This is a genomic window from Dysgonomonas termitidis, from assembly GCF_042654545.1.
GTDB lineage: Bacteria > Bacteroidota > Bacteroidia > Bacteroidales > Dysgonomonadaceae > Dysgonomonas > Dysgonomonas termitidis.
Genome location: NZ_JBHSGN010000045.1, coordinates 40710 through 63223, shown reverse-complemented (window position 1 = coordinate 63223; position 22514 = coordinate 40710). Strand labels below are relative to the sequence as shown.

The window sequence follows — 22514 nt, the reverse complement described above, 5'->3', positions numbered from 1 at the left end:
CAAATATAAGTATTTTCACTCATCCTTAACGAATTATCAGTTTATCAGCAGACCCTAATTATAGGTGAAGGTGTAAAAATTGCTTTCACAAAGAAAGCATCGTAATATACTAATCATTTAAAATAAGTTTAATTTAATTTTTTTTTACAAAAAAGATAATTGTTAAAATTTTTTACTACTTTTGACTTTTGTGCCGTGATAATGAAAAATTATCCTAAATAACCAAACACTGAACTCAAGAATTACATAATATGCCGTTCTCTTTATCTATATTTTTGATAAATAAAAAAGCTCTTTTTATTTCTTTGTTTTTCTTTTATTTGGGGCCAAATCTTTTTCCCCAATCCTTACCAAAAGCAGACAAGGCACAGGAAGACTTTGCAATTATAGAGTCTCAAAACCGTTTCATTGATAACCTGAATATTGGGACAGGCGAACAGGCCGGTACAGCCTACAACCTGCCTGTGGGAATAAAGAAGATCGTGGGGAATATACCATTTACTTTGGCTATCACCAATGTGCGTTTTGGAAATCAATACGGGAAATTAACACTCCTGATGAAGATGCGTATCCCGCAGTCAGGTAGCAAACAGGATAAGGAATTATTATTCGGAGCCACAGATGTTAAAATAACCAATACAGGAGATCTTGTTGGAGATGTTAAATTATCCTTATTGAATAATATCCCCCTTTCCCTTGGTAACTTGGGAAATGTCGTTTTTAAAGGCAGCCTGAATGACAGTACAGGAAGGGCTGAATCCAATACCTATGTCTCCCTTGACTGTAATGGTAATTTCAAAGAACTATCCATCGACGCCGATGTAATACTGAATCAAAATACTTTTAGCCTTGTATCCGACAGAAGCAAGCCCGTTACAAGCAGTTTTAAAACCGTTATCCATGACTGGAACGATCTGATCGCAGAAATTTCGCTTCCTGCCTTCGAAATAAAAGGAGCCGAAGGTTTTGAGTTCAGTCTGTCAAGGGCGACATTGGATTTAAGTGATCTGAAAAATCCCATATCATTTACTCCTGACCCTCAATATTTCAGAGAATATTTTACATTACCCGACCCCGACTTATGGCGGGGCCTGTATGTTGACCGGTTTACATTAACCTTTCCGGAACAGTTTAAGAATAAACAATCGGGACAAAGGATCATCCTGGAAGCATCACACCTGCTGATAGACGAGAATGGCATCACAGGTGATATCACAGGTAAAAATATATTATCGCTGGAATACGGAGACGCTTCGGGCTGGGGATTCTCGGTAGAAGATTTCCGTTTGTCATTGTTAGCGAATAATATCAAGGGTTTTGGTTTCGGCGGACAGATCAATATCCCCATCTCGGAGAAAAGCCAGCCGCGACCTTATGAAGCATACATATCCAATAATGAATACCTCTTCAAGGTCGGCCTGGGAGAAAACCTCTCTTTTGACATATTCGGACAAGCCCAAATGCGCCTTGATCCGACTTCCTACCTGTTGATGCAGGTGAAGGACAGGCGTTTTAGCCCGAAGCTCGTCTTAAACGGCTCGATGGGTATTGATAAGGATGGTCTTAAGATGGAACAGGTCGTTTTCAAAAAGCTGGCATTCGCTACCGAATCTCCTTACTTTTCGGTGGAATCCGTCGAATACGGCGGGGAAGTCAAACTGAACAATTTTCCTGTCACAATAAGTGATATACGCTTTAAAACGGCTAACGATCTGGCTACGCTTGGATTCGATATCAAAGTCAACCTGATGCAGGAGAAAATAGCGGCAGGAGGACGCCTGGAATTAGCCTCACAGTATACAGACGGTCGTTGGAAATTCAAGGGGCTTAATATCGGAGCCATTAAACTTGAGAACACCCAACTGGCAGGCTTTAGCCTGGATGGGGAGATACGCATAGAAAAAGACCACCCCATATACGGGAATTATTTCGGAGGGTATATACAGGCGACTTTCGGCGCCTTATCATCAGGCCTGAAAGTCGGGGTTACCTCCGTCTTCGGCAATAAGGATTTCCGTTACTGGTATGTAGAAGGGCAGGCAGAATTCAAGGGAACAGATATCCCTGTAGGCCCGGTATTCCTGAACGGGTTTACCGGAGGCGCTTACTACAGGATGTCGCCTGCCGTAGGAAGCAAGCTCCAGGCCTATGCGCCGGATGACAAAGTATCATTAGGCCTGAAGGCCGGAGTTTCATATCATGTCGGAAGCAAGTTGGCCCTGAACGGAGATGCCCTTTTTGAAATGAACTTCCTGTCCTCCGGGGGAATAAAGAATATCCGCTTTTACGGCAGCGCACAGTTTATGTCACCGCTTGATATGAGCGGCAAACTCGGCAAGCTCGGTGACATGCATAAGAATGCGCAGGCAAAGGTCGAAAATATCAGCAACAGTTTAACGGATAAGCTGCCGGGTAATATGTCCGGCTCGGATATAACTAAAAAGATATTGCCCGACCTTAAACTGTCAGGGGCAATCAATGCCTATATGGCCATGGACTATGATTTCCCTTCGAAGACCTTCGATGCCGATTTCAGGGTGATGGTCTATGCGCCGGGTGGCATCTTGCGCGGGACAGGCAACAATAATGAGGCAGGCTGGGCCAAACTCCACTGTTCTCCTCAGAGTTGGTATATTCATGTAGGTACGCCCAATAATCCGGTTGGACTAAAACTTGGACTGGGGCCGCTATCCTTAAGTACGCAGTCCTATTTTATGCTTGGTGACAAATTGGAAAACCCGGTCGTTCCCAAAGAAGTCATCGATATACTGGGAATCACCCCGCAGGAGGCGGACTATATGAAAAGCCCGGACCTGACGGCGGCGGGCAAGGGAGTCGCTTTCGGTTCCCGCTTCTCATTTGATACAGGGGATATGACTTTTCTGATCCTGTACGCCCGCTTTATGGCCGGGGCAGGCTTCGATATTATGCTCCGTGATATGAGTAACTATGCCTGTGAAGGAAGCAATACTCCTGTCGGTATGGACGGTTGGTATGCCAACGGGCAGTGCTATGCCTACCTGTCGGGTGAACTGGGCGTTAAAATCAAACTCCTGTTTATCAAAAAGAAAATTACTGTCATTAAAGGCTCCACGGCCGCCTTGTTGCAGGCAAGGCTTCCGAATCCGACCTGGGTAGGCGGACAACTGGCCGTCAGACTGAATGTACTGGGAGGCCTGATCAAAGCCAATATGAAAATGAAAATGAGCTTTGGCAACGACTGCAAGCTGGTAGCCATCAACGGGGACAGTTCCCCTCTGGACATGCCTTTGATCGCAGACCTGACCCCATACGATAAAGATACGGATGTAGATGTATTCCTGTCTCCGCAGGCTACCTTCAATATGCCTTTAGGCGAACCTTTCGATATCGAGGACGACAACGGGAATATTAAATCCTACCGGATAAAACTTGCCGACTTCTATATAACAGACAGTAAAAACCAAAAGGTTGAAGGCAAGGTGAAAATGAATAAGGCTAATGATGCGGCCACATTTGAGTCAAAAGAGATATTGCCTCCGTATAATGATATGAAAGTATCCGTTTCGGTCAATTTTGAAGAATACAAAGGGGGAAGCTGGTCTGTGGTTTCACAAAACGGGAATATAGCCAGGGAGTCGAAGGAAGCCTCTTTTAAAACAGGCGGCGCTCCCAATTATATCCCGCTTACTAATATCTCATATTGTTATCCGGTTGTAGGACAGCGGAATTTCTTTAAGGAAGAGACAAATGCCGGCTATGTGCAGCTAAAAAAAGGGCAAAGCTACCTGTTCCCTGATAACTTCACCTATGACGCTAATTTTTCAGCGAAAAACGGCAATATGGCAAAGGCGGCTTTCAGATATAGCAGTTCGGATTCACGTATTAATTATTCCCTGCCTGATATCGTAAACCAGACAGACTATGAACTGGTATTTGCCGCCTCCACGGGAGGGCAAACCGGACAACCGTCAGAAACACGGAAAACGATCGGCACATTGACCGATGCAGAAGGAGAATCCTTCTCTGTAGACTATATGCAGCAGGCTGCACAAAAAATAACAAAGGACGGCGTATTGGAAGTGTTGAAATACCCTTTCCGGACAAGCCAATACAATACTTTCGGTCAAAAACTGTCTGTATTACAGCTGGAACCGACATCCCGTTATGTAAATACGGATGTACGCTCATTGCTCCTTAAATCGAGGGATAGCTACGAAGCTTTCGATGAAACGGAGCTTACCGGTAACGGTTATACCGCGGGAGCACCTCTGATATCTGCGGAAGCGGCGATGGATAATGATTATTACACAAAAGACATCGCGCCTTTAGTCTATAACTGGTATCCGCAAAAAGGCATTACCATTACCGGCAGGGATGTAAATGAGTACGGTGTACCTCCGTCCAGAGCTTTCCCATTGTATGACGGGTACCTGGGCTATATATCCGGGGATGCCTTTAACGATTTTATGTCGAAGATACTGCCGTTTGTATATGAGCTGCCGTACTATTACAGTAAAGATTATTACGAACTGAGGACAAAAGCAGTGAATTCATTCGATAAGGGTATTAATATGCAGCCGCTGATGCCGTTGATCAACAGCCACTTCCTGTTTATCAGGCAGGGGAACTATAAAACAACCTTCCGGTACAACCTTCCGGGCGGAAAAGCGGGAACTACCAGGCAGATGGATTATATAAATACACTGGACTGGCGATAATAATCTTACACATTTATAGAATTACAGAATGATGAAAAAACTTATTATATATTTATTCTTGTTACAGTTTGTACAGAATAATATTACATTATCAGCTCAGGAATATAATGTCACCGCTACACCAATAGAGAATTTTCGGGCCAAAGGTTTTGTTACAGATAAGAATGAAATAAAACTTCGCTGGTCCCCGGGAAATACAAGGGCATGGTCTGACGGAATTAAATACGGATATACAGTCAAGCGTTACACTGTAATGATTGATAATCGGTGGCAGGAAACTCCCGGAGAGACAATATTTGTGGAAAACTTAAAACCACGAGCTTTGGCAGACTGGGAAGAATATGCCAATAAGTCGGATTATGCAGCCGTCATCGCACAGGCTTTTTACGGTGAAGACTTTGAGCTCAGCGCTTCGGGGAATAATGATATCGGCAGTATTATTAACCAGGCAAACGAGTTGGAACAGCGTTTTTCCACTTCGGTCTTTATGGCCGAATACGATTATAAGGCAGCAGTATTGGCCGGCTGGGCATGGACGGATAATACGGTAAGAGACAACGAGCGTTACCTGTACCGTATTTACCTGAACCGTCCGGAAAGGTTACAGGGAGATACTGCGGCAGTCTATTTAGGATTGGAAGATAAAAAGGAACTGCCCAAGCCCATCGGGTTAAATGCTCTGTTTGGAGACAAGACCGCGATGCTGTCATGGAACTACACTCTGTTGTCGGATACCTACCATTCTTACCATATAGAGCGTAAAGAAGAGGGTGGTACTTTTAAAAGGATAACGGAACTGCCAGTTACCGCACTGGACGGTGAAATGAAGGAAATTTTCTATACCGACAGCCTTACAAACAATGAAACCGTCTATACCTACCGGGTGACCGGACTGACCGGATTCGATGAGACAGGGCCTTGTAGTGAAGAAGTCAGCGGAAAAGGAGAAAAAGCTTTAAGTTGTATCCCTTATATTTACAGTGGGGATTTCATAGGAAAAGACCGCGCGAAGATTTATTGGGAATTTGAATGTGAGGACAGCAGCCTGATCGATAAGTTCAGCCTGTCGGTATCAAAAGATATAGACGGGGAATACCAGTCTCTATTAGACAATATCCCGTTGGATAAAAGGGAACTGGATTTTCCGTTAACCGATGCCAGATCGTATGTTAAGTTACAGGTAAAAGCCAATGATGGGCGTAAAACGGAGTCTTTCCCGTTTTTGCTGAGGCAGGTAGATTCCATTCCTCCTGCTGTCCCGACAGGATTGAAAGTCGGGATAGACTCTACGGGAGTTGCCCGTTTATCCTGGGTTGAGAATCAGGAACCGGACTTATTGGGTTACCGCATCCTGCGTTCTTTTACGGAAAACGAGGAGAAATCATCCGTAACACCGGAATTTATTCCCCGAAACCATTATGCCGATACGCTTTCCCTTGATTTGGGTAATAGCTATGTCTATTATAGCTTGACAGCTATCGATGAGCGCTATAATGAATCGGCGCCATGTATGCCGGTCAAAGCCGTCAAGCCCAATAATAAGACCCCGGACGAGCCTGTTATTACCGGGTATAAATTATTGCCGGATAATAAAGTTGCTATTGAATGGACCCCAAACCCCGGACATCCGGATATAACCTATAAACTGATCCGGACGAATTTTGACAACCCGGAATATACCAGGACAGTATTTTCAGGTGATTATAATACAACGTCTTACTCGGATGAAATCCCTGTAGCGGGAAAATACCGTTACAGTCTGGTCGCTTATGGCGCTGACGGGAAGAAATCTTTTTCTCCGCAGCCCCTTGAAATTGAAATCAAGTCGAATACAGCATCCAATGAAGTCTCAGGATTGACCTATTATGCTGATTCCAATAAAGGTTATATCGAATTATCATGGAAAAAACATGAAAAAGCAAAATTGTACAGGATATACAAAGCTACCGAAGATGAAAAGATGGCTTTATGGAAAGAATTGGAGCCGGATGAAACACGGGTTACGGATGAGAATGTGTCCGCAGGGAATAATTATACTTATACGATTCTATATATTACCGATGAGGGCAGGCCATCGAAAACAAAGACAATTGTTGTAAATTATTAAAACCTTAAAAACCTGACACAAAATATATGAAAAAGATAATATTCTTTCTCTTTTTTCTGACTTCGGCTTTTCTCAGGGGGCAAGTAGGTACTTATGAAATTAAATTCTATATAAGCCAACTTGATGTTTATGCGAGCATATCAGGTAATTGCGGAAGCTATGTGCATACAAAATTGCGGTTCAGCAACGGTTCCGAAGAAGAATATTTTAACCAGCCGGTAGGAGATGGAGAAAACCTTCCACGGACATGGACAAAGACTTTTACCGCAGACAAGCGCTTGTCAAGCATTTGGGTAAATTCGCAACCGAGGAAGTGGAACGGCAGTCTGTTTGGAGGAAAATGTGAGAATAATCAGGGATATACAGGATATGTTTATATTTCTTATGGCTATTATACGAGTAGTACCGGTACGCGGTTTTGTCAGAACTTTGGTTTTAACGGATATCGTAGCATACTTCCAAGATTAACAATTATTCAAGAGACCAATTATCTTCCAACGGAAGACAGGATTACGATTAAATCCCATACTAATTTCAGATATGAAGAATATAACTGGCAATACCGTATAAGCGGTTCAGGCTGGACTCCCCTGCCTCAATACGATGGGCAATCATCTATTTTAGCTAATGCCAAAGATATATTGGGTAACAATGCAGATAATTATGCCGGACAATATGTCGATTTTCGGCAGGTTGCTTATAATAATAATTCTGTTTCGAATATTGTATCCTATAATATCCGTAAATCCTCTCCCCGTATTCTGAGTACTACAGCTACAGATAAGATTTGTTATGGAGCGGCAAACGGGAAATTGAAAGTACAGTTGGACAGAGCCTTGTTATCCGGTGAACGGTTGATCATAGATTATAAGAATCTTACAACCTTATCTATCGGTAATATTCCAGATCCGGTAGTAGGTAGCGATAATAGTTTTTACCTTGAAAACCTTGATGCAGGCAACTATGAGATCCAGGTATCCGGTTTTTATAATGGCCTTACGACTTACTCAAATAGCCCGGATCATAAAAAAACGGGGAAGATAGAAAGCTTCCTGCCTCTTACCTATTCCACTGCTGGCAAAACAGATATCGCTTGTTTTGGAGCTGATAACGGCTCGATTACCGTCGCGGCTTCCGGCGGTGATGGCAGTTATACCCTTCACTGGCGCGCACAGGGCGGGAGCTATACGGCAACAGCTTTTACTTCTTCCACCCAAACCATCCTGTCCAATCTGCAACCCGGAACTTACGAATACTATGTCACAGACAGTCATAACTGCGAACTTCGTGATATAGACGGCATCATTATCCGGACAGTAACCCTTACCCAGCCAGCTAAGGCGCTGGATTTTGTTTTCCAGGCTTCCACGGAACCTTCAGGTTATAGCAGGAGCGACGGCTCGGTGACACTGGAAGGCGATGGGGGAACACCTTTATCCGGCAATACTTATACCGTTATCTGGAAAAATAAACAAACAAACCAAACAGTTACAAGTGTAGAGAACGATCCTTCGGGAGCGAAATTCCGGACAATAGCGAAAAACCTCCCAGCCGGGACGTATACGGTGGAAATCAAAGACGCCAACAATTGTACATTTACGGATGAGATAACAATCGGCCAGCCCGAAGAATTGGTTGTAACCATTGAAAATACGCAGCAGATACTATGCAATGGTAATACAAACGGAGAATTAGTTGCCCACGCCCGCGGGGGAGTACTGGAACCCGGACAGGTTTATACCTACCAATGGTATAAAAAGACCGGAACCGCATACCAAACCATACCTGTGACCGACAGCATTGCCCCGAACCTGGGTACAGGAGACTATAAGGTCGAAGTCAAAGACCGTAGCCGGATTGTAAATATAGCCGGAAAAGAGTTTATCCTAAACGAACCGGCAGTGTTAACCACTACTCTGGCAAAACAGGATGTGACATGCTTCGGAGACAATAACGGATCGATCCGTATTGAAGTATCCGGTGGTGCCGGAGGATATAAGCTCTATTATAAATTGAAAAACGACGCGGCCTATGGCCAGCCGTTAAACCCGCAAGGAAGCGTATTTACCCTGAATAGCCTTACGGCTAACGAATATTGGATATACATTACCGATGCAAATGGGTGCATTGCTCCGGTAGGAGGAAACGACGTTGCGCAAATCACCATCAGCCAGCCCCCACAGGCTTTGGAGATAAGCAATGCTGTAGTAAAACCTGTCAGCGGTTTCAGCCGTTCTGACGGAAGCATCACGATAAAAGTAAAAGGAGGAACGCCGAATCCGGGAAATCCTGCTTATATTGTAACATGGAAAAATGCTTCGGGAACAACGATAGCAAGCAGTGAATCGACAGGGACGGACAATATCTTCGCCTCGAAGATAGAAAACCTAACCAATGGCATTTATACGGTAGAAATAAAAGACAGGAATTACACAGGTGTGACCAATGCCTGTTATGTAACTGCAGGTTTTACGGTTATCCAACCGGAAGCATTGACTTTACAGTTGGAAAATACAAATGGAGTCTATTGTTTTGGAGAAGAAACGGGGAAGCTCGTGGCTCATGTAAGAGGCGGCGTATCCGGAAGTTTCTCAGGCATGCCCTATAACTATAAATGGTATAAGGTCACAAGCGGAAATGCTACGCTTATCCCGAATCAGAATGACAGCATCCTGTCAAACCGTCCCGCCGGGTTTTACAAGGTAAGGATCGAGGATGCCAGCAGCCCGGCCAATACAATCGAGTCGGCAGTTTTTGAAATCACACAACCCGTATTGCTTACCACAACGCTTACAACCCGGAATATAGGGTGTTATGGCGAAAACACAGGTTTTATCCGGATAAGTGTATCCGGAGGGACGGGAGACTATAAACTTTTCTGTAAAAAGGAAGGGACAGATGCCACATACAGGGAATATCCGGTTAATACGGGAGATAATACGTTTTATCTTGATAACCTCTATTATGGGAAATATAATGTATATATTCTTGATGCAAATAATTGCTATGCAAAAATAAATGGAAATAATGTCCATGAAATTATATTGACCCAGCCAATGACTCCTTTATCCATTACAGAAACAAACCAGACCAATGTATCCGGATTTGGACGTTCTGATGGAGAAATAGCAATCAAAGTATCCGGAGGAACGATGAATGCCTCCGCACCGTACTACGATATTGTCTGGAAAAATAGCTCAGGTACAGTAATAACAAGCACTGACACTTTTGATGCCTACGGCGTATTTACCTCAAAGATACAAAACCAACCCAAAGGAACATACACCGTAGAGATCAGGGACAACAATTATGGAAGTACGGCTAATACCTGCTATGCGACAGCTACTTATATCCTTACCCAGCCCGATCCCCTGCTTGTACAACTGATACAGGCAGACAGCATCTACTGTCACGGAGAAACTACAGGAACGCTGGTTGCCCATGCAAAAGGGGGAGTGCCTAACCTCCAGACAATCTACCCATATACCTATAAATGGTACAAAATAGAAAACGGTAACGCAGCGCTTATCCCGAATGAAACAGACAGCATTTTAGAACAGCGTCCGGCAGGATTCTATAAGGTAAGGATCGAAGACTTCAGCCGCACCGCCAATACCATCGAATCCGGAATTTTTGAAATTTCCCAGCCAACATTGCTGACCACCGTATTAACCACACGGGATATTTCCTGCCACGGACTGAACGACGGCTTTATCAGGATAGAGGTAGCAGGCGGAACAGGAAGTTACAGGCTCTTCTGTAAAAAGGCGGGAACAGATACCAACTATATAGAATACCCAGTCAATCCGGATCATAAGACCTTCCTGATAGACAACCTTTATTCCGGAACCTATAGTGTCTATATACAGGATGCCAACGGATGTTATGCTCAGATAAAGTCGGAAGACATACACGAAATCACCTTGGCTCAACCTGCCATACCATTAGCGATCTCAGGCATGTCTAAAACCGATGCTTCGGGCTTCGGCCGCTCCGACGGGAATATAAAGATTACAATAGAAGGAGGTGCGCCAAATGTGGACAACACTTATAATGTGGATTGGAAGAATAATACAGGTCAAACCTTGTCTGCAACAGGTTCCATTGAAAATGGTAAATATGTTTCATTGCTGAATAATATACCGAAAGGAAACTATACTGTAGAAGTAAAAGACAAGAATTATGCGGGAGCCTATCCGGAGGCCAATGCTACCTGTATAGTTACGGAGCTATATATCATCTCCGAACCCGATAAGTTGCTGGCAGGCGTGGAAGAATCCCATTTTATATCCTGCCACGGCATGTTCGACGGGCAGCTTACTGTTCACGCCACAGGAGGCATCCAAAATCCGGTAGCTGGACGCCTGCCTTATATCTATAAATGGTATAAGGAAGAACCGGGAACAGGATATGCCCTGCTTGCCAACGAACGGGACAGCATCCTCTCCAATATATCCACAGGTAATTACAAAGTTGAAATAGAAGACTACAGCCGCACTGTAAATACTGTTTCGGTTGATTATAACCTTAGCCAGCCGGAATTGTTACAAGCTTCAGCAACCGATATACAAATAATATGCGGGCAGACTGCTGAAATTTCCGTCAGCGTCACAGGCGGTACAGCCCCATACAGCTACCAGTGGAGCACCGGGGATAAGATTGCGTCAGTTAATAATATTACTCCGGGCCGCTATTTTGTCTTTGTTACCGACAGCAGGGGATGTGAAACCACAGCTATCGCAAAAGTTTCGACACCGGCAGATTTACAGGTTACTGCCGTAACAACAAACCCTGTATGCTACGGGGCAGATAACGGAAGTATTAAGCTACAGGTAACGGGCGGTACGGCTCCATATACTTATAAATGGAATAACGGAGCGGTAACCAAAGACCTGGACAATATCAAGGCAGGATCATATACTGTACTTGTTACCGATAAGGACGGATGTACATATACCGATAACTTTATCTTGTCCGATCCTGAGCCGTTAACGGTATATCTGGGAGAAGACCGTACTTTGTGTAACGGGCAGAGCCTTACTTTAACTTCCGCTGTTGCTGATACGAAAACAAAATTCAGTTGGACCGGCCCGAATTCATTCAATGCTGTTTCGTCTGAAATTACAGTCGATAAAGCGGGAACTTATAAACTTACAATAACCGATAGTAAAGGATGTCAGGCTACGGATGAAATAAAAATCAACGTAAAGGATGTAGACATCAGCTCCGAGATATTTGTAGCTACAGAAGTCTTTGCGGGGGATACGATAGTAATAGCCAATATCAGCAATCCGAACCCTGACAGTGTGGAATGGCTGATTGAAGACTCCGACTCGCTAAAAGTCGTTGAGATGGATGAACATTATGCCAGGGTTCTGTTTTCTGAAACAGGATATTACAAGATCGGCTTCAGGGCACATAAAGGGGATTGTTTCCAGGAGATATTCAAGACAATTACTGTTGTAGACAGGGACGGCACAGGGGATGATTCGTTCGGGGAGTCTATTATTGAAAAATATTATGTATATCCTAACCCGAACGACGGCAATTTTAATGTAAAGATCACATTGAATAAGACCAGTGCCATCCGCCTGCGTATAATCAATATTGGTACGGGCAATACTGTCAGTGATAAAAAGTATGCAGGACAGAAGGAATACGACATTCCTTACAATAAGTCTATTGCTCCGGGAGCCTATGTCATTATACTGGAAACGACATCCGGGCATATGAACCTTAAAATGATTGTCAGGTAAGAACCCGAAAGAATAAGTGATAATAACAGGAATAGCAAATAATAAAACAAAAATACAGATGAACCGGCAGTGTAATAGGCAACAGATTATAAACAGCGTATTCCTTCGTTGTATGTATATCCTGATCATGTGTCTGGTAAGTGTGGGAATATACGGACAGCAGCAGACCTATCCGGTACAGGTGTACACCCAGCTGGCGCCCCCATACACACCTCATATACCGGCTTACTATACCGGGACGCAGGCAAAGCTGAAAGTGATGCTTATCAATACCGATATGCAGCAGCCGACGGTCAATGTCTATTTGAGGATGAAGATACTTTCTTCTTCGTTTTCAGCGGTTACCCCGCCGGAGGTCTATACTCCGCAAATAGAGCTTCAGGCAGGTATGCTTGTAACCTTGTCGCTGAATGACCTGGAACCTTATTTCAAAAAGGAGAACCTGCGTGTGAGCGGAGGGCAGAGTGAGTTTTACCGGACACAGATGCTCCCCGATAATTTTTACCGGTTTCATTTTGAAGTCTATGAGGTAGGGACAAACCGCCTCGTCAGCAATACGAAAACGGGCTTTGCCCAGGCTATGATTGCTTCGGGGGAACCGCCCATACTGAACCTCCCGCAAAAAGGCTCGGTAATAAAAGAAAGCAATATCCCGTCCATTATGTTCTCATGGACGCCTAAGCATATGAACTCCATAGCGGCAGCTTACGGGACGGAATACGATATATCGCTGGTCGAAATCTATGACAAACAGGTCGCGCCTGAAGCTGCCTTTGATTATTCGAGGGTTCTTTATACCGAAACCACCAAATCCACATCCTTTATACATACCGTTGCGCAACCATTATTGATTCCGGGCATGCGTTATGCCTGGAGGGTACAGGCCAAAGCCCGTGAAGGCGTAGATGAGATAAGTGTTTTTAAAAATAATGGTTATAGTCCGGTATCCTGGTTTGATTACACCGCCGACTGCAAAACCGTGCAAAGCTGCGGGGCTATTTATGAGAACGGGCATGTCGATATCAGCTGGCAGGATGCCGGGGCGATGGAATATACTGTCGAATACCGTAAAAAGGGAACAAGTAGATGGTATACCGGAACTATAAATAAACCATTGTTAAGCCAACTGTATAACTTGCAGGCGGGAAAAGATTATGAATACCGCATCGGATCGCGTTGTGTGGCAGGAGATGCCTTCCAGTATAATGATCTTCAGGCTTTCCATATACCCGACAGACAGGAAAACGGGCCTAATTGCGGGCTGATGCCGGATATCAGCCTGACCAACCGGACCCCTGCGCGCGAACTGCAATCAGGCATGCCTGTATTGGTGGGCGATTTCCCTGTGTTTATCACAAAGGTAAGCGGTTCGGGACGGTTCACCGGCGAGGGGTATGTGGGCATTCCGTACTTACAGGGAGCTCAGATAGCGGTAACTTTCAAAGATATTGTTGTCAATACCGATAACCGGCTGGTAGAAGGTTTCTTCGAAACGAAAAACGACACGAAGAACAATAACCTGCTGTTCGATGCCGACCAGTACCAGACAGGCGGCAAAGGCGTGGGCGATATCCGCAGCGGTGAAGAACAGGCGGCCTTTAAGGTAGACTATACAATCAATCCGGACATTAAAGCCCTGCCGTTAAAAGCAGATGGGACAAAGGATGAAATAAAAGAAGGAACCGACTATACTATATCTAAGGGCGAGAACGGCAAATACACCTTTATCCTGACCGACAGCGAAGGTAAGGAGCATAAGGTAGAAGCGGATACCATGCCAGCTACTATCGAGGATAAGGAAGGCAATACCTACGAAGTAAACGAAAAGGGAGAGGTTAAACCTGTATCCAAAGTTTCGGATATCAAGCTTGACTCTTCAACAAAAGACACGCAAAGCAAGCTCGGCACACTATCATTCAAGGCAACCAAAAACACAAAATATGCTTTGGACGAGTATAATAGCATTTATGAAAAGGTAACTGAGTATAACGACCAGTATAAGCCGGAAGGCACAGCCATAACAGCCTCTGCCAAGTTTATGCTGCCGGGTGCGAGTGATGAAATAGCCGTATATATTAAAGAAAATAAGGATAATAAGCTTATTCCTGAGAAAGTACGCTTTGTAACGGGTAAAGGCAGGGAATATCCGGCAACATATGATAACCAAACCAAAGAATGGACGCTGACCATCGTCGGCGGACAGGCTAACGACGGGCAGGAACTGTATGCCGTACAGGACACAGGCGACGATAAATATGAGACACTGGGCAAGCTGAATATCTTTACCTATGAACCGTTCAACCGCAGTGTAACCCTTGTTCCTGTCAACGGGGCAATGAATGGTTTGGATAAACAGACCGTGCAAAACGGCCTGAATGAAATATACGGCAAGGTGGGTATTCACTGGACGGTGAATGTGCTGGAGAAACCGTTCAGCTATACACCAAAGAATGGCTCGACCTTTAATGTGACGGGTAGCGGATTGTTGTCGATGTTTACCGATGATATGAAGGCTATTAACGAAGCCTTTAAGCAGTCGGGAGAGTATCAGGAAGATGGTTTGTATCTATTTGTAATAGGAGATAAAGCCAGTGAAAGCGGAACAGAAGGCGATATGCCGCTGGGTTCGCAGTTTGGCTACCTGTTCCCGAATGCGTCAATACGGACTATTGCCCATGAAGTCGGTCACGGTGCATTCAATCTGGAGCATCCGTTCGACAGGCCGGTACGGAACAGTTTCCCTCAAAAGGGTATGCTGGAATATAACCTGATGGATTATCCAACCAAAGATGCTGAAAAGTGGACGGAGTTGGTGAAACTGCAATGGGATCAGACACGGGCTCCGGGACATGTGATAGGGTTGTTCCAGAAGGATAAGAGCGGGATGAGTATGGGAATGCTTGCACAAGAAACAGAGTCAAGCCAACAGATCGATAACCCGGGAGATGAAATAAGTTTCTACATCGGAAACAAAAAATACACCTTCATATTCAGGGACAAGATACAGAACCTGACAAATTCCCAGTTCAACTCAAATAATAAGATATTTGTTGTTGCAAGTTACGTAAAGGACGGGACTTTTGCCGGTTTTTATGAAAAATCAGAGTATCAGAAGTTGCAAGACAAAGATGGTAAAGTTGACCTGTCATCGAATACCATAAAATCACTTCAACAGTTCAAGGCTTATGAACTTAAAGATGTAGAAGAGCTATCAAGCCGGAGTGTGGAGTTAAAAGATGCACTGATTGAAAACAATAACTACGGGAAAGTCAAAGCCATTATCGTATTAAGCCAGGCTATAAGCAATGATGAATATCAAAGTGTATTCAGCGCCGCAAGCAGGGATAATGACTGCCGGATAGAACTGGGTACGAAAAAAGCATATGCGGATGCCTGTCTCGACAAATATATAGATGCTTTGGTTGGTGCCTTGAACAAAGAAGTCGAATATTTTGATCGCAATTGTAATTGTATTGTAAAAAGATCAGGTAGTGAACTGCTTGGTAACTCCGATCCTGATTTCCAGAAATGGTTTACCGATTCTATCGGTGGAGCAGATGCTATAAGAATTTTAGAGAATAGGATATATGAGGCGAATATAGCGCGGTATACGGATAACATAGCCAAGGGTATTTACGGTGCAGATAAATACGGAACAGTTAATATCCCCCAAAGTATAAAGGAAAAAGTAAGAAGGGAAGCTCGTGAAAGTGCATTTCCTGCCATCAAGGCCATGTGGGCAATCGAACGCTCCGGAGCAGATCCTGACGGCTTGTTCTTCAATTTTAGTTCGGTATCGTTCGAGAGGTTTAGCTACTATTATTACCGCGCGCTGACAACTACATCGAATGAAGATGCCAAAGAGATTCTAACCGATGTAGGTTTGCAGGTTGCCATACAATGGGCTTTTGAAGTAATCCCGGCTGTTAAAACAGCAAAAGGCAACCTTGCCAAATGGACGGAAGCAAAGGTTAAGCCTGCTGACCTGATTTCCGAAATAGAGGGCAAAGGCTATTATATCATAGATGGGAACGAAGAAGCCATTATCCTTAAAAATGGCTCGAATCAGGAAGGAAAGGTATCTATTACTGCACGGAATCTGGATAATGTGCAATGGCTAAATATTACCGATGACCTTTTATCTCAAATGAAAGTGAAAGGTTATTCCCTGTTTGATGAAGTAGACGGATTTATTATATTTAAGGATGCAAGTGGACAAGTAGGAAAGATTTCAAGCAAGGCCGCAAATCTGGATGGAATAACTTGGTTTAAGCCGAAGGCTGGTAATACTTGGCAAATTCATGAGGAAAATGTAACAAACTATTTGAAGTTTAAATATGGTAATAAGGTCTCTACACAAGTAAAAGTACAGATATATCATAAAAACGGACAGGCCGTGGAGGGTTACTTAGATGATTTGGTAGAAACATCTAATAAAGATTTGTTGATTATTGATGCCAAACACAGTCAAAAGGCAGCTATTGTTGATGGAAAAATACCAGGATATACAGCAGGACAGAAGCAATCATATCAGTGGATTACAGATGGAGATGTTGTGAAAATTGAAATCATTGGGGATGGAGCTAATAATATACCTGGTTTAGGACGAAAAATTGATATTTTACCTCGTTTAAAAGGAAAGGTTGGTATAATCACTAATGATGCAAGTGGTCAACTAGTAGAGATATCTGTATATAAAACAACAAAATAAATATATTTAAGATTGATATGAAAAAAGCTGAGATTAGAAATCCATTTTTAAAGATGATTGAATATCATCTCCTACCAGTAGGTTTTGAAAAGAAGAAAACAAATGAAGGTTCTGAATACTTATTAAAAACAAAATCGGGATTTAATTGTGTAACACCCATAATAAATCAGTATGGTAGTGTATTTTATATCTCAATGGCATTTGCAATAAGAATAGATGAAGTTTCAGTAATTCTTTCTTTTATTAATAATATTCACGATGAATTTGAGGAATTTCCAACTATAAATTGTGGATTTTCTCATTTAATAACATATGACGATAATCGTATTAGAGTGGAGAATGAGGAAGAGTTTAATGAGGCACTCAAAATGTTGAGTCATATTCTAGAAAATGAAGCTTTGGATTTTTTTGAAAAATACAAAACAACTGCCGATATAGATAAGGATATGAATAGATTTAATCGTCCTAAAGATGCCTTTTATAATGATAACAGAGAACTTATAGGACTAATTTCTGCTGTTTTAAATAAAAATCCACAAGCAAAATATTGGGAAAACTATTACCGTGAAAGCATACAAAAGATGAATCAATACACAAAAGATCAATATGAAAAATTAGTTAGTTATTTGAAAGAAAATTATCCGGGAGTTTTATAGTAGAAATGTCTGCATCCCGCTTACCACTATGGTTACGGTTATTAACTATAAAAAGTATAAAATTATGACACGTGATGAATTAATAAAGCTTGTAAATGAAATTATAAATGTACAAGGAAAATCAGAAGAACAAATTGATGAATTAATTGATATTTTGATAAAAAATGTACCACATCCTGCTGTGACAGATTTAATTTATTGGAACAATTTGACAGCAGAAGAAATAGTAGATAAAGCATTATCATACAAGCCGATTCAGTTATGATGACCTGCTCGCGCGGACTTCTAGTCCGTGTGTTGCGCAGCAAAAATAGATTATAACTATTATGAGTAGAAGATATAAATTTCATAATCCGGATGGGCTTTACTTTATCAGCTTTGCTGTTAAAGATTGGGTTGATGTTTTTTCTCCGCTACCGAACGGGGGGATTCTACCCTCGTCCATTCAAATACATAGCGGATTATAAATCCTGAAAATAAAAGAATAACAATAAATGAAAAAACTAATATACCTGCTAACACTGATACAATTCTACTCCTGCCACACCGAGCAGACTATCCCTGTTGAGATAGACGTTGCTTTACATATCAAGGATGGCAATCACACTTCGCCCCTGTCCGTAACTATAGAGAACAGAACAAAAAGCGCGAGTAGTTTTCAGTGGACTTTTGAAGGCGGCGAACCTGCTACTTCTACAAAGGAAAATCCGGGAACAGTTGTATTTACGGAACCCGGAGAACACTCCATTACATTAGAAGCCTGGAATGATGGTAATCGTACATCGAAAGGATATACTGTAAGAGTCGACAGTACTGTAACGGCGGGATTTAAGACTGAGGCAGATATAAACAATTACGCTCCTGCGATATACAAAATAACTAACCTTTCAGCAGGTGGAAGTACATATCACTGGACATTTGAGGGAGGCGAACCATCCTCCTATGACGGGCAAAATCCACCGGACATTACTTACGCCAACCAGGGAACATACACTATCCGCCTGACCGTCGGTAACGGCAGCGCCACTTTTACATCGGAACAGGAGATCTCTGTCCGCGAACCGTTGGATGCCTCTTTCAGCATCATCCCTTCCTTTGAGGATATAGACGATATGGAAGCCCCTTTACGTGCAACTTTTGAGTCACAGTTACAAGGCGTTGAAACCCTTTGGTGGGAATGCGCCGATGCTACCATTACAAATAATACTTCAGCCGAAGCCGGTATCCATTTCCCTATGGCAGGTCAATATACTGTTTACCTGAATATGTCTAATGGAAAATATACCAAGCGGGTGTCACAGGATATCACAGTAAAAGCAAATACAAACCTGAGAACCCATAAGGATATAAAGTTGGGTATTAACACGGCCCTGGAAACCATAGGCTTCCTTTACTCAACCAGACTAAGGCGCATCATCAAGACTTCCGAAGTCAACAACAGCAACGGGACATTGATCGATATTGCCTTTTTCGGGCTGAACGCTGATTTTACCTATAACCGGTTTGTTTCACCGGATAAGCTGGATGAAACGCCATTACCCGGAGTCCCGGGTGCAAAACCCACTAAATTCATCAATAAAACAGAATTAGGCTCCGTATCCCTTACTCCCAACCAGTTTAATATAATGACAACAGATGCTTTACTTAAAAACCTACAGATCTCAACAGCAAGCTATGGGGACGAATTCTTCGCCGCTACCCCGTTGCCGCGCGTCGTGTTGTTTGAAACTTCGGATGGCCGTAAAGGTGCGATTTTAATAAAGGCATTGATAAACTCAGGTAAAGAAAGCTCATATATACTAACAGATATCAAAATCCAGAAAAATGATTAGACGCCTCTTTATACCCTTAACGGCTTTATTTATAATAACTACAACAAACTTACAAGCACAGAGCTTTCGTATTGAGGATATGAAAAACCTGTTCGGAAAAGGCAATCCGTTGAAACTGACAGGCGGTTTCTCTGCAAATTCCGTTGTCAATGCAGGGAATGGAGCATCAGGGCGTGACCCTTGGGCCTATTACCTGAATGGTAATGTCAATCTGAATATATACGGGCAGGTCAATCTTCCGTTTTCATTCAGCCTGACCAATTCCGGCAGCAGTTACAAACTGCCGTCAAGCCCCAACCGTTTAAGTATCCATCCTTCGTATAAATGGATTACAGGGCATATCGGGGATGTATCCATGTCCTTTTCGCCTTATACCCTAAACGGGCATATCTTTACCGGGGCCGGAGTGGAACTTACACCCGACGGCTGGGAATTTTCGGCTATGTACGGACGTTTTCAGAAAGCAGTAGAATTTGATGACTCCAATCCGGCTTTCCTTCCAACCTATAAGCGCATGGGTTACGGATTCAAAGCAGGCAGGGTAAGGGAAAAATATCAAGTATCGATCAATGTATTCAGTGCAAAGGATAAAATATCTTCATTGGCTATTCCCCCTGACAGCCTCGGTATAACGCCAATGGAAAATCTGGCCGGAAGCATATCATTCCTGTACAAACCAGTCAATTTTATCGAAGTCAGTGGAGAATACGGATTAAGCATGCTAACTACAGATATGCGCTCAGCAGATGATGATATGGACGGTATGTTAGGTCTATGGGCGGGTAGCAATATGTCTTCAGCAGTTTACCATGCGTTCAAGGCGCAGTTAAGTTATATAGGAGAGACAAACCGTTTCGGTGTAGCTTATGAGCGTATCGATCCGAATTACCGCACATTGGGAGCTTATTACTTTACGAATGATATAGAGAATATAACAGTCAATGCCTGGCAGTCTTTCTGGGAAAATAAGATGAGCGTCAGCCTGAGTGTGGGTTATGAGCATGACGACCTGAAAAAAAGCAAGGCCAGCGCATCTTCGAGGGTTGTGGCTTCCGGAAATATAACAGCCTCTTTCAGTGAAAGAGTGAATGCAAACCTTTCCTATACCAACTTCCAAACTTATACCAATGTTCGTTCCAACTTCGAGCTGATCAATCAGGAGAATAACCTGGACAGGCTGGATACGTTGAATTTTGTACAGCTCAGCCAGTCGGCGAATTTGAATATGAATGTTATTACCAAAAAGAATGAAGTTCAGTTGCATAACCTGAATATCAACCTGTCCTATCAGGATGCCGCCAATAAACAGGGAGGGGTTTATCATCCGGGAAGTGTAACAGAGATGATAAATGCCGGTACTTCTTACTCCTGGACTTTTCTGAAATCAGGTTTATCCCTGAATGGCGCCCTTAATTTTAACAATAGTAGAATACTGAATGGCAGTACCCTGACTTGGGGGCCGACATTGGGAATTTCGAGCCGTTTGTTTAAAAAGAAAGTCAATCTGGCCGGATCATTATCCTATAATACAGGTAGTCTGGAAGGGACAAAACAAAATGAAGTTTTTATGTGCCGTATCAACAGTTCCTATTCACCTATACAGCGGCATTCAATCACCTTAGCCTATAACTTCCAATGGCGGTCAGCCGTGAACCGGCCGGCAACGAATAATTCTTTGGCGACCATAGGATATTCCTGTAGTTTTTGACTCGCAGCAAATAAGGGAACAGACAAAATATAAACTTATATAAAATATAAATTCGCTCACTTAATTATTAATTTAAAACAAAAGAAAATGAAAGAAAGATTAAAAGTTTTATCAATTATGTCGATGGTATTATTCCTGTCATTAACTGTAGTTTCTTGTTCTAATGATGACGAGGAAAAAGAGAATAATTCCATTGTCGGGACATGGAAATTCAAATCCGTGGCAGCCGGAGAAATCAAAACCAATAGTACAGTTAATGATGAAAAAATAAAACCGGAAATCATTGCAGCAGCGACAGATGATTTCAAAGAAACCACGATTACCCTTAAAAGTGATGGAACCTTTATAGAAGAAGATAAGGATGAACCTGAACCAAGTACCGGTACCTATACTTTTTCTGATGGAGTATTAACTTTAATAAATAAGAGTAGTGAATCCTATTCGATGAAGGCATCGGTTGAAAATGGGATATTGACCATTGAACAAGACTATACATTCTATTGCAATGGATTGCAACTGGATAAATTGATTGAACTGGGTATTAGTGATCCTGTGAATTTTCAGGCGACAAAAGCCATTGCAAAAATCAGTTTCAACAGACAGTAAAGAAAGAAATCTTTTTAGATATAAGTCCCTCCAAATACTTCTCTTAAAATGGGATATTTGGAGGGATTTTTTATGAGTATTCCGATAACTGCTTGTTATGGAATACGTAATTTTTGTATTACATATTCAATCTCAGATAACGGCAAAATATTCCATCGGATATGGGTCATATAATATGTCTGATATGGAAAAATATATGGAAGACGCTAAATTTGCCCTTATTATGGAGAATTATTTCCAAGTGTACTTTTTGCAGGAATAAAACTCGGAGAGGAAATCAATCCTGAAAATGATTTGCTAAAAGGAAAAAATCAAAACTTTAATGATACGAGCTTTTCTATATTACCTCAGATTGGGATTCAGTACGATATCATTTCATATACCGGGATATTCTGTTCCGGAGGTTATGATATTGATCTAAGTTCTGAAGTGAAAGAG

At 42.6% G+C, this 22514-nt stretch carries 10 protein-coding genes; all 10 read left to right on the top strand.

Going from position 1 to position 22514, the window contains the following annotated elements; all coding sequences use genetic code 11:
* The first annotated feature begins 251 nt into the window (after positions 1-251).
* The 10 genes from ACFO6W_RS05305 (at position 252) to ACFO6W_RS05260 (ending at position 22338) form a co-directional block, all read left to right on the top strand.
* On the top strand, positions 252-4700 hold the full coding sequence (locus ACFO6W_RS05305) for a hypothetical protein (RefSeq protein ID WP_379994334.1): 4449 nt from the start codon (positions 252-254) through the stop codon (positions 4698-4700).
* 28 nt (positions 4701-4728) lie between these two features.
* A complete protein-coding gene (locus tag ACFO6W_RS05300; RefSeq protein ID WP_379994333.1) occupies positions 4729-6807 on the top strand; it encodes a fibronectin type III domain-containing protein in 2079 nt (692 codons plus the stop codon).
* Positions 6808-6833: 26 nt separating this feature from the next.
* On the top strand, positions 6834-12563 hold the full coding sequence (locus ACFO6W_RS05295) for a hypothetical protein (protein WP_379994332.1): 5730 nt from the start codon (positions 6834-6836) through the stop codon (positions 12561-12563).
* A gap of 58 nt (positions 12564-12621) precedes the next feature.
* The gene (locus ACFO6W_RS05290; protein WP_379994331.1) at positions 12622-17274 is read left to right on the top strand and encodes a hypothetical protein; all 4653 of its coding nucleotides are present in this window, start codon (positions 12622-12624) and stop codon (positions 17272-17274) included.
* Between the two features lie 17 nt (positions 17275-17291).
* Positions 17292-17930, top strand: coding sequence for a hypothetical protein (locus tag ACFO6W_RS05285; RefSeq protein ID WP_379994330.1), 639 nt, complete (start codon positions 17292-17294; stop codon positions 17928-17930).
* A 28-nt stretch (positions 17931-17958) separates the two neighbouring features.
* The gene (locus ACFO6W_RS05280) at positions 17959-18195 is read left to right on the top strand and encodes a bacteriocin immunity protein (protein ID WP_379994329.1); all 237 of its coding nucleotides are present in this window, start codon (positions 17959-17961) and stop codon (positions 18193-18195) included.
* Positions 18196-18424: 229 nt separating this feature from the next.
* Positions 18425-19762: a PKD domain-containing protein gene (locus ACFO6W_RS05275; protein WP_379994328.1), complete on the top strand. Its 1338-nt coding sequence runs from the start codon at positions 18425-18427 to the stop codon at positions 19760-19762.
* Between the two features lie 79 nt (positions 19763-19841).
* A complete protein-coding gene (locus ACFO6W_RS05270; protein ID WP_379994327.1) occupies positions 19842-21470 on the top strand; it encodes a hypothetical protein in 1629 nt (542 codons plus the stop codon).
* 87 nt (positions 21471-21557) lie between these two features.
* Positions 21558-22076 (top strand): lipocalin family protein, encoded by a 519-nt coding sequence (locus ACFO6W_RS05265; protein WP_379994326.1) that lies wholly within the window; start codon positions 21558-21560, stop codon positions 22074-22076.
* Between the two features lie 97 nt (positions 22077-22173).
* Positions 22174-22338 carry a hypothetical protein gene (locus ACFO6W_RS05260; RefSeq protein ID WP_379994325.1) on the top strand — a complete coding sequence of 55 codons (165 nt, stop codon included), beginning with the start codon at positions 22174-22176 and terminating at the stop codon, positions 22336-22338.
* Positions 22339-22514: the final 176 nt, after the last annotated feature.

Excerpts from the sequence above, each read along its gene's own strand:
- ACFO6W_RS05295 (WP_379994332.1), top strand. The coding sequence starts at position 6,834 with ATGAAAAAGATAATATTCTTTCTCTTTTTTCTGACTTCGGCTTTTCTC.
- ACFO6W_RS05300 (WP_379994333.1), top strand. The coding sequence starts at position 4,729 with ATGATGAAAAAACTTATTATATATTTATTCTTGTTACAGTTTGTACAG.
- ACFO6W_RS05285 (WP_379994330.1), top strand. The coding sequence starts at position 17,292 with ATGAAAAAAGCTGAGATTAGAAATCCATTTTTAAAGATGATTGAATAT.
- ACFO6W_RS05260 (WP_379994325.1), top strand. The coding sequence starts at position 22,174 with ATGGAATACGTAATTTTTGTATTACATATTCAATCTCAGATAACGGCA.
- ACFO6W_RS05290 (WP_379994331.1), top strand. The coding sequence starts at position 12,622 with ATGAACCGGCAGTGTAATAGGCAACAGATTATAAACAGCGTATTCCTT.
- ACFO6W_RS05270 (WP_379994327.1), top strand. The coding sequence starts at position 19,842 with ATGAAAAACCTGTTCGGAAAAGGCAATCCGTTGAAACTGACAGGCGGT.
- ACFO6W_RS05280 (WP_379994329.1), top strand. The coding sequence starts at position 17,959 with ATGGTTACGGTTATTAACTATAAAAAGTATAAAATTATGACACGTGAT.
- ACFO6W_RS05275 (WP_379994328.1), top strand. The coding sequence starts at position 18,425 with ATGAAAAAACTAATATACCTGCTAACACTGATACAATTCTACTCCTGC.
- ACFO6W_RS05305 (WP_379994334.1), top strand. The coding sequence starts at position 252 with ATGCCGTTCTCTTTATCTATATTTTTGATAAATAAAAAAGCTCTTTTT.
- ACFO6W_RS05265 (WP_379994326.1), top strand. The coding sequence starts at position 21,558 with ATGAAAGAAAGATTAAAAGTTTTATCAATTATGTCGATGGTATTATTC.